The sequence below is a fragment of the Caballeronia sordidicola genome, assembly GCF_000729995.1.
Lineage (GTDB): Bacteria > Pseudomonadota > Gammaproteobacteria > Burkholderiales > Burkholderiaceae > Caballeronia > Caballeronia sordidicola_A.
The window spans coordinates 1-10,125 of the sequence record NZ_JNFG01000069.1 but is presented as its reverse complement, the minus strand read 5'-3'; the positions used below and the strand labels follow the sequence as shown (position 1 = coordinate 10,125).

At 61.8% G+C, this 10,125-nt stretch carries 8 protein-coding genes; all 8 read left to right on the top strand.

From position 1 onward, the window contains the following. Positions 1–1,070: aspartate-semialdehyde dehydrogenase (gene asd / locus FH08_RS0133380; RefSeq protein WP_031362532.1), on the top strand; the 1,070-nt coding region annotated here is incomplete at its 5' end. A 182-nt stretch (positions 1,071–1,252) separates the two neighbouring features. Continuing rightward, positions 1,253–3,964 (top strand): FimV/HubP family polar landmark protein, encoded by a 2,712-nt coding sequence (locus FH08_RS49720; RefSeq protein WP_051888735.1) that lies wholly within the window; start codon positions 1,253–1,255, stop codon positions 3,962–3,964. Positions 3,965–3,971: 7 nt separating this feature from the next. After that, entirely contained in the window at positions 3,972–4,796 is an 825-nt protein-coding gene (truA, locus tag FH08_RS0133370) for a tRNA pseudouridine(38-40) synthase TruA (protein WP_235210578.1), read from the top strand. Beyond that, the gene (locus FH08_RS0133365; protein ID WP_031362529.1) at positions 4,789–5,475 is read left to right on the top strand and encodes a phosphoribosylanthranilate isomerase; all 687 of its coding nucleotides are present in this window, start codon (positions 4,789–4,791) and stop codon (positions 5,473–5,475) included. The genes truA and FH08_RS0133365 overlap by 8 nt, the downstream gene beginning before the upstream one ends. Positions 5,476–5,533: 58 nt before the next feature. Further along, positions 5,534–6,727: a tryptophan synthase subunit beta gene (gene trpB, locus FH08_RS0133360; RefSeq protein WP_031362528.1), complete on the top strand. Its 1,194-nt coding sequence runs from the start codon at positions 5,534–5,536 to the stop codon at positions 6,725–6,727. Positions 6,728–6,738: 11 nt separating this feature from the next. Next, entirely contained in the window at positions 6,739–7,635 is an 897-nt protein-coding gene (locus FH08_RS0133355) for a DNA-methyltransferase (RefSeq protein ID WP_075583409.1), read from the top strand. 63 nt (positions 7,636–7,698) lie between these two features. Then, positions 7,699–8,502: a tryptophan synthase subunit alpha gene (gene trpA / locus FH08_RS0133350; RefSeq protein WP_031362526.1), complete on the top strand. Its 804-nt coding sequence runs from the start codon at positions 7,699–7,701 to the stop codon at positions 8,500–8,502. 75 nt (positions 8,503–8,577) lie between these two features. After that, positions 8,578–9,450, top strand: coding sequence for an acetyl-CoA carboxylase, carboxyltransferase subunit beta (accD, locus tag FH08_RS0133345; RefSeq protein WP_031362525.1), 873 nt, complete (start codon positions 8,578–8,580; stop codon positions 9,448–9,450). The last annotated feature ends 675 nt before the right edge of the window (positions 9,451–10,125 follow it).

Below are 10,125 nucleotides of genomic sequence, written 5' to 3'. Positions count from 1 at the left end.
AGCGTATGCAGCAGGAAGGCGATTTCGACCTGATCGAACCGGTGTTTTTCAGCACCAGCAATGCGGGCGGCAATGCGCCGTCGTTCGCGAAAAACGAGACGAAACTCAAGGATGCGACAAGCATCGACGATCTGAAAAAGTGCGACGTGATCATTACGTGCCAGGGCGGCGATTACACCAACGAGGTGTTCCCGAAGCTGCGCGCGGCCGGCTGGAAGGGTTATTGGATCGACGCGGCTTCGTCGCTGCGCATGAAGGACGACGCGGTCATCATCCTCGATCCCGTGAACCTGAGCGTCATCAAGGATTCGCTGGTTAAAGGTGGTCGCAATTTTATCGGCGGGAACTGCACGGTCAGCCTGATGCTGATGGCGCTGGGTGGCCTGTTTAATCAGACCCTGGTCGAATGGACGACCGCCATGACGTATCAGGCGGCTTCCGGCGCGGGCGCGCAGAACATGCGCGAACTGCTGCAGCAAATGGGCGTGCTGTACGGCGCGGCCAAGGAAGACCTGGCGGACCCGTCGTCGGCCATTCTGGATATCGACAAGCGCGTGCAGGCAGCCATGTCCAGCGACCGCATGCCTATCGATAACTTCGGCGTGCCGCTGGCCGGCGCGCTGATTCCGTGGATCGACAAGGATCTCGGCAACGGCATGTCGAAGGAAGAGTGGAAGGGCGGCGCGGAAACCAACAAGATTCTGGGATTGCCCGCCATGGGCGAGCCGGGTTCGGTTCCCGTCGATGGCCTGTGCGTGCGGATCGGCGCAATGCGTTGTCACTCGCAGGCGCTGACCATCAAGCTCAGGAAAGACGTGCCGCTGGACGAGTTGCACGGCATTTTGGCATCGGCGAACGACTGGGTGAAGGTTGTCCCCAACGAGCGCGAAGCATCGATGCGCGATTTGTCGCCGGCAGTGGTCACGGGTTCGCTGACGGTGCCGGTCGGCCGCTTGCGCAAACTCGCCATGGGCGGCGAATATCTGTCGGCGTTCACGGTCGGCGACCAGTTGCTGTGGGGCGCGGCGGAACCGCTGCGCCGGATGCTGCGCATCCTGCTGGACAAGTAAAGTAAACTACGCGCCACGACGCGTAGTAGTTCAAGGAAGCGTCGCGCTTGCGCGGCGCTTTTTCGTTGTGCGACTGGTTTGCGGGTGGGTTGCTGATATTGCGCAATCGGTCTGCGGCCAGTTCTGGATGTCGCCCCGTTTTTGTTGGTTTCTTGTTCAATGTCCACTCGCCTGGAGTATCAATGATCGTTCGTCCGAGTCGGCCGCTTCATTTACAGCTGCGCTTCTTCAGCCGCTCGCGGCGCGCGGCGCTGATCGCGGCAAGCGTCGCGAGTGTGCTGCTCGGGACATTCGTTTCCTCCGATGCCAGCGCCCAGGCCAGCAGCGCGTCTGCCGTTTTGGAGGCTTCGGCGCCAGCGGCTGCGTCGGCGCCGGGCGCTATCACCCAGTACAGCGTGAAACCCGGGCAATCGCTCAGCGATATCGCCTCCCAGATTACCGGTTCGACCGACCGCGCCACGCGCGAAAAGATGTCGCGCGCACTCTTCGACGCGAATCCCAACGCGTTCATGGGTCACGACCCAAGCCGGTTGAAACTCGGATCGGTGTTGAACGTGCCGGTGGTTGGGGATGCGGGAGTGGCTGCTGCGGCTTCCGCGTCTGTGGCAGCTTCGTCGCCGGCGGTCGAGGCTAGCGGTTCGGCTGCGGCTGCGGCGCCGGCCGAGGGGGCGTCGAATGTTGTCGGCGCGGTGAACGGACCGGCAATGGCGGCGAGCGGCGCTGTCGCTACGGTTGCGCCGAACGCATCGAGCGAGCCGAACGCGGTGCTGCCGACATCGGAAGCTCAACCCGCGGCGAGTGCCAGCGAAGTGGCGCCTGCATCGGAAGTCGCGCCGGCAGCGAGCGCGCCTGCGGTGACTGTTGCGCCGGTGAGCGCGCCGTCAGAGACGGGGTCTACGGCTACGTCGGTGAACGGGCCGATTGGCTGGCTCATCGGGGCTGTCGTGGCGATCGGCTTGTTGCTGCTCTTGATGCGGGCCGGGAAACGGCGCCGCGCTGCAAGCGCCGCCGCTGCGGTGACCACCTATGAACGCGCGCCGCAAGAACCGCCGCTAGTATCGACGCCGCCTGAGACATCCCTCGTACCCCCTCACGATGGATCGACGAGTCACGCGCAAGCCCCCACGGGCGCTGCCGATCTCGATGGGGCATCGGTTCAGCGCGGTCAAGGCGAGCTGAACGGGGTGGCTGCGAGCATGGAAAACTACGATGCCGCGCAGTCCTTCGATACTCCGACCGAAGACAAACCATTTCCGCCGGCCGATAGCAATCCAATCGACGACGATGCCGACGGCACGCGAGTAACGCTGAGCGAGAGCCGCGCGCAAGATGCAGCAGCAAGTCCGACACGCGACACGGACACCAAGCGGGCGCCATTCATGCCCGATGCGCCTGCAGCGCTTCATCGCGATTTCACGCCGCCGCGCCCGGGTGCGATTGAGGCGGCGCTGGCAGCAGAACGGGCTGCGGCGGATCGCGCCGAGGCGTTGCGCGCAGAAATGGAGGCTCGGGAGCAAGAGCTCCGCGATGCGGCAGCGTTGGAACAGGCGACGCGAGAGGCCGTGGCGCAGGAAGCTGCGGCGCGTGAACGTGAGGCGCAAGAGGCGGCAGCGCGTGAGTTGGCAGCGCGAGAAGCGGAAGCTCGTGAGGCGGCGGTGCGCGAAACAGAAGCTCGCGAAGCAGAAGCTCGCGAAGTTGCTGCGCGTGAGGCGGAAGCTCGCGAAATCGCCGCAAGGGAAGCTGCAGCCCGTGAAGCCGCAGCCCGTGAAGCCGCAGCGCGCGAAGCAGAAGCTCGCGAAGTCGCTGCCAGGGAAGCCGCAGCGCGTGAAACGGAAGCTCGCGAAGCAGAAGAGCGCGAAGTCGCTGCCAGGGAAGCCGCAGCGCGCGAAGCAGAAGCTCGTGAAACAGAAGCTCGCGAAGTCGCGGCGCGTGAAGCTGCGGCCCGCGAAGCCGCTGTTCGTGAGACGGAAGCTCGTGAGGCGGAAGCTCGTGAAGTCGCCGCAAGGGAAGCTGCAGCCCGTGAAGCCGCAGCGCGTGAAATGGAAGCTCGCGAAGCAGAAGCCCGCGAAGTCGCTACACGCGAAGTCGCTACACGCGAAGCTGCGGCCCGTGAAGCTGCAACGCGCGAAGCAGAAGCCCGCGAAGCGCAAGCCCGTGAAGCAGAAGCCCGTGAAGCAGCCGCTCGTGAAGCTTCGACGCTCGCATCCACAGCGCACGAAAGCGACGAACACGCGGCATCTGCCCACCCGGCTACACCCGAATTAGCAACGAACCACCCAAACCACGCTGAAGACGCATCCGCCTACGACGACGAACCGTCGCCGGCTTCCCGCTTCCCGCAGCCGAAATTTCCGCAAGAGGCTATCGAAGCCTTGAGCGCGCTCGATTTCGGTTTGCCGCCCCGCCAGGAAGCACCTGCACCTTCGGAAGCCCAGCCGCCGATTCCCACCGAACCCACCGCGCAAAACGAAGCCCCGCTGGCTCCCGCGCCTGCCACGCCCCAGCCAATAGCTGACCCGGCCGTTTTCGATCACCAGAACGCGCAGCATAGCCACCCTGAATCGACTACGCCGCCGCCATCCGCGACCCAGCAAATCGAATCCGGCACGGCTGGCGCGGCATCGGTGGCGGGCCTTGGCGCGTCGCGTTTCGGCCCATTGAGCCTCGACTTCGACTACAACTCGCCCGCGAGCCAGACCGAGCCGCTGCCGGCCTTCACCCCCGAGCAAATCTCGACGATAGCCCGCAACAAGCTCGAACTGGCTGTCGAATACATTGAACTCGGCGATTTATCCGGTGCGCGCACGTTGCTGCAGGAAGTGATCGAATCGAACGATCCCGCCACGCGCCAGTCCGCAGCCACGCTGTTATCAACGCTGGCGCCGCTGTCCTGAGATGCCTGTGAAACGCATTGCATTAGGCATCCAGTACGACGGTTCGGCATTTAGTGGCTGGCAGACCCAATCGGACGTGCCGACCGTTCAGGACGTTCTCGAACGCGCGTTGGGAAAATTCACGCAGACGCGCGTGCAGACGGTCGTCGCGGGGCGCACGGATACCGGCGTGCATGCGCTCGGCCAGGTCGTGCATTTCGACACCGAACTCGAGCGCACCGACTTCGCCTGGGTGCGCGGCACGAACGCGTTTTTGCCGCAGAGCGTCGCGGTGCAGTGGGCGCGTCCAATGCCCGACGACTTCCACGCCCGTTTCGGCGCCTACGAGCGCACCTACTACTACTCGCTTTACGTTCACCCCGTCCGCTCGCCGATGATCACCGGCCACGCCGGCTGGTGCTACACGGCGCTCGATGCCAACGCGATGCGCGAAGCCGCCGCCTGCCTGATCGGCAAGCACGATTTCACCGCGTTCCGCTCATCCGAATGCCAGGCGAAGACGCCGGTGAAATACCTGCACCAGATCGATATCGTGGAACAGGGCGATTTCATCCACTTCCGCTTCCGCGCAAACGCGTTTTTGCACCATATGGTGCGCAACCTGATGGGGTGTTTCGTCGCGATCGGCCGCGGCAAGCATCCCGCGTCATGGATGGCAGAATTGCTGGAAGCACGCGACCGCAAGCGCGCCGCGCCCACATTCATGCCCGACGGCCTGTATTTGGCCGAGGTCGGCTATCCTGAGAACTTTGCAGTGCCCGCACCGCGTCAGGGCAGCTACCCGTGGAGCGCGGTCTGGCAGGACAACAAAAACGAGACCAAGCATGAGTGACGGTATCAGCAGCACGAGCAGCGATTTGCGCCGGACGAGAATCAAGCTGTGCGGTTTGTCGAAGACGGAAGACGTCGATACCGCCGTCGCGCTCGGCGCCGACGCCGTAGGTTTTGTGTTCTATCCGCCCAGTCCGCGTTCGGTCAGCGTGGGGCAGGCAGTGGAATTGGCGGAGCACGTGCCGCCGCTCGTCTCGGCGGTCGGTTTGTTCGTCAACGCCACGCCGGAATGGATTCGCGAGGTGACATCGAATGTGCGCTTGTCATTGCTGCAATTCCACGGCGATGAAACCCCGGCCCAATGCGAGGCGCTCGCTGAAGTGGCCGGCTTGCCCTGGTGGCGCGCTGTGCGGGTAGGGCCTGATGCCACTGCACGCGATTTGGTAGAATCATCTCTTAATTATTCAGCAGCCAGCGGTTTGCTCCTCGACACCCTCGTCGATGGCTACGGCGGCGGTGGAAAGGTATTCGATTGGTCACTTATCCCAACAGATCTCGGGCATCGGGCCGTTTTGAGTGGTGGGTTGAACGCGCAAAACGTCCATGACGCCATCCGGCGCGTGCGCCCTTACGCAGTCGATGTCTCGAGCGGCATCGAAGTAGCGGGGGCGAAGGGCGTGAAAGATCACGCCCGAATGGCGGCGTTTGTACGCGCGGTGCGCGAAGCAGACGCTGGATGATCAAGAAGGGAAACGACGTGGGCAAGCGCAACGCTGCCACGTACCGAGAGAGTGACACATGTACAACTTACCAGACGATCGGGGCCATTTCGGCCCATATGGCGGCACATTCGTATCTGAAACGCTGATCCACGCACTCGATGAACTCCGCGACGCCTATGCCGAATGCAGCAAGGATCCGGCATTTATCGCGGAATACGAATACGAACTGAAGCACTATGTCGGCCGTCCGTCGCCGATTTATCACGCCAAACGCTGGAGCGAGATGCTGGGTGGCGCCCAAATCTTCCTCAAGCGCGAAGACCTGAATCACACCGGTGCGCACAAAGTTAATAACGTGATTGGCCAGGCACTGCTCGCGCGCAAGATGGGCAAGCCGCGCGTGATCGCGGAAACCGGCGCGGGACAACATGGCGTTGCCACGGCGACTATCGCCGCGCGTTTCGGCATGGAATGCGTGGTCTACATGGGCTCGGAAGACGTGCGGCGCCAGGCGGCGAACGTGTACCGCATGAAGCTGCTCGGCGCGACGGTCGTACCGGTCGAATCCGGCTCGAAAACGCTGAAAGATGCGCTCAATGAAGCCATGCGCGACTGGGTGACGAACGTGGAAAACACGTTTTACATCATCGGCACGGTGGCGGGTCCGCATCCTTACCCCATGATGGTGCGCGACTTCCAGCGCGTGATCGGCGATGAATGCAAGGTCCAGATGCCCGAAATGACAGGGCGTCAGCCGGACGCGGTGATCGCGTGCGTTGGCGGCGGATCGAATGCGATGGGCATCTTTTATCCGTATATCGAAGATAAAGATGTGAAGCTGATCGGCGTGGAAGCGGCCGGTGATGGCATCGACACGGGGCGCCACGCAGCCTCGCTGATCGGCGGAAGTCCGGGCGTTCTGCACGGTAACCGCACGTATCTTCTTCAGGACGAAAACGGCCAGATCATCGAGACGCATTCGGTTTCAGCCGGACTGGATTATCCCGGCGTCGGCCCGGAACACGCGTGGCTGAAGGATGCGGGTCGCGCCGAGTACGTGGGCATTACCGATGAAGAAGCGCTGAAGGGTTTCCACGATTGCTGCCGGATCGAAGGGATCATTCCCGCGCTGGAATCGAGCCACGCGCTCGCGTACGCAGCGAAGCTCGCGCCCACGCTGCCGAAAGACAAACTGCTGTTAGTTAATCTTTCGGGCCGTGGCGACAAGGACATGCATACGGTCGCCGAGCGCACCGGCATCACGTTCTGAGCCCGCAACCGATGCGCGATGAAATCGATCATGCAAGTGCGCACGGCGCCGCCAGTGGTGAAGTACACAAGGACGTCCACGGCGGCATCGAGCGCGGCATCCACTTGCATCACCGCGATTTCCTGACCGATGCAGCGAACCTTCCGGACGGCTCGATCGATTTGATCGTGGCCGATCCGCCGTACGGTCTGGGCAAGGATTACGGTAACGACTCGGACATGCGTTCGGGCGATGCCTTCCTCGACTGGACCTACGGCTGGCTTGAGCTGGCCATTCCGAAGCTCAAGCCGAGCGGTTCGCTTTACATTTTTTGCACGTGGCAATATGCGCCGGAGATCTTCGTGTTCCTCAAGCGCCGCCTCACCATGGTCAACGAGATCGTGTGGGACCGGCGCGTGCCGAGCATGGGCGGAACGGTGCGCAGATATACGTCAGTGCACGATAACATCGGTTATTTCGCGGTATCGAAGGATTACTTCTTCGATCTCGATCCCATCCGCATACCCTACGACGCAGTGACGAAGAAGGCGCGTTCGCGCAAATTGTTCGAAGGCAGCAAGTGGCTGGAGCTGGGTTACAACCCGAAGGACGTATGGTCGGTGTCGCGGTTGCACAGGCAACATGCTGAGCGGGTAGACCATCCGACGCAAAAGCCGCTTGAGATCGTCGAGCGGATGGTTTTGGCGAGTTGTCCGCGAGGTGGACGCGTGCTCGATCCGTTCATGGGCAGCGGCACAACCGCGGTCGCCTGTGCGCGACATGGGCGCGAGTTCATCGGCTACGAGATCAACGCCGACTATCACGCGATTGCTGAAAAACGGGTCGCGGAGACGCGTTCCGTCGGAGTCCGGGTCGAACCGAACGCCGAGGCCGCGGACGCCGCCGTCGATCAAGCGAACGCCGCTTAATCATCTGCCAAGTCACTGCTAAAAACGCTAAAAGGCGCGGATTTCGCGCAAAGAGATTAACTCATGTCCCGTATTAAAAGCACATTTGCGGCGTTGGCCGGGCAGGGCAAGAAAGGTCTGATCCCGTTCATCACGGCCGGGGACCCGAACCCCGAGCAAACCGTCGAATTCATGCATGCGCTCGCCAAGGGCGGAGCGGACGTCATCGAACTGGGCGTGCCGTTTTCCGATCCGATGGCCGATGGTCCGGTGATCCAGCGCTCGTCAGAGCGCGCGTTGGCCAAGGGCGTCTCGCTGAAGCGCGTGCTCGCTGACGTAAAGCGCTTCCGCGAGACCAACACCGCCACGCCGGTGGTCCTGATGGGCTATGCGAATCCGATCGAACGGATGGGCACCGAAGCCTTTGCAAAAGCGGCGAAGGACGCGGGCGTGGATGGCGTTCTGGTCGTCGATTACCCGCCGGAAGAGTCGGTTGAATTCAGCGAATCGATGCGCGCTGCCGGCATCGATCCCATCTTCCTGGTGGCGCCCACATCGACTGATGATCGCATTGCCGCGGTCGGTAAAGTGGCGAGCGGATATGTCTACTATGTGTCGCTGAAAGGCGTGACCGGTTCGGCAAATCTAGACGTAGCCAGCATCGCGAGTAAAATCCCGGCCATCAAGGCGCATGTCGCGTTGCCGGTGGGGGTGGGTTTCGGCATTCGCGACGCCGCGTCGGCCAAGCTGGTGGCCGATGTATCGGATGCGGTGGTGATTGGCAGCCGTCTCGTGCAATTGCTCGAAGAAGCGCCGCCGGAGAAGGCGGCCGAGCTGCTGACGAGCTTTATCGCTGAAATTCGCTCTGCGCTCGATTCTGCAAAATAACCCGTTACTGCGGCCCGGAGGGTGCAAACCCCTCCAAATGGGCCGCAAAACACGTGAAAACAGGAAGGACACACGATGAGCTGGCTCGACAAATTGTTACCGCCGAAGATCAAGCAAACCGATCCGAAAAGCCGCAAGGGCATTCCGGAAGGGCTATGGATCAAGTGCCCGTCGTGCGAAGCGGTGCTGTACCGCAATGACGTCGAGGCGAATCTGCATGTCTGCCCGAAATGCAGCCATCACATGCGGATTGGCGCACGCGAACGGCTCGACGGCTTGCTCGATCCGGAAGGCCGTTACGAAATCGGTCAGGAAATCCTGCCGGTCGATGCCCTGAAGTTCAAGGACAGCCGGAAATACCCGGATCGCTTGAAAGAGGCGATGGAAGATACGGACGAAACCGACGCCATGGTCGTCATGGGTGGTGCGATCCACACCATTCCGGTTGTGACGGCATGCTTCGAGTTCTCGTTCATGGGCGGCTCGATGGGCTCGGTGGTCGGCGAACGTTTTGCCCGCGGCGCGCGTAATGCGCTGGAGCAGCGCACGCCGTTCATCTGTTTCACGGCATCGGGCGGCGCGCGGATGCAGGAAAGCTTGCTGTCGCTGATGCAGATGGCCAAGACGACGGCCATGCTCACGAAGCTGGCCGACGCCAAGCTGCCGTTCATCTCCGTTCTCACCGATCCGACCATGGGCGGCGTGTCCGCCAGTTTTGCGTTTCTGGGCGATGTGGTGATCGCTGAACCGAAGGCGTTGATTGGTTTTGCGGGGCCGCGTGTGATTGAACAGACCGTGAGGGAGAAGCTCCCCGAAGGGTTCCAGCGTTCGGAATTCCTGATCCAGAAGGGCGCGATTGACATGATTGTGGATCGCCGAAAGATGCGCGAAGAAATCGCGCGGTTGATTGCATTGTTGACGCTTCAACCGGCTGATGCAGTAGCCTAAGGGTTTCCCGTTCGCACTCGGGGTTTGAAGTGAGGGGTGGTCGGGGTTGATGCTGGGGTGCCAGGTTCGTGCGTTAGCGGTCTGAGTCGTTGCCGGGTTGCTGCTGCTTAGCTTGGCGGTCTGTTTGAGTGAGCTATTTTCTTTATCACTGTTAGCCACTGTGCGTGGCGGCACGTCATTTCTTTGTCCAAAGCGACAAAGAAACGAAGCAAAGAAAACGCTTTCAGAACGAGGGCTCGTAAGTTGACCTAGCGTGCAGTTTCTGTGTTTTTGGCACCCCAAAAGCACGGTGCTCGCCAGAACCACGGATGTGTGAACCCCTCCTTCTCGCGAATTCTTACACGCACACGCTTCGCCCCGTACGCTCTCGGGCAAGCACGATTGCCAAGGAAACCCGCACGGCATCACGCGCTTTTAGTGCTTCATCGTTTGGCCGGTTGATTGCTTGATCTGCGCCGCTATTTTTGGGGTACGGCCTCACCCATCGTGCGGTCTCGTTTCGAGGTGGGTTGGCGACGTGGTTCGACGTGCGTACAAATTCGGCGGATGGTTGTCCGCGGATAGCGCGGGGTGCACCTTGGGCAGGTTCAGTCACTGGTGGCGAAGCGTGTGGGTATCCGTGTTCGGAGAAAGAGGGGTTCACACATCCGTGGCTCTGGCGAGCACCGTGCTTTT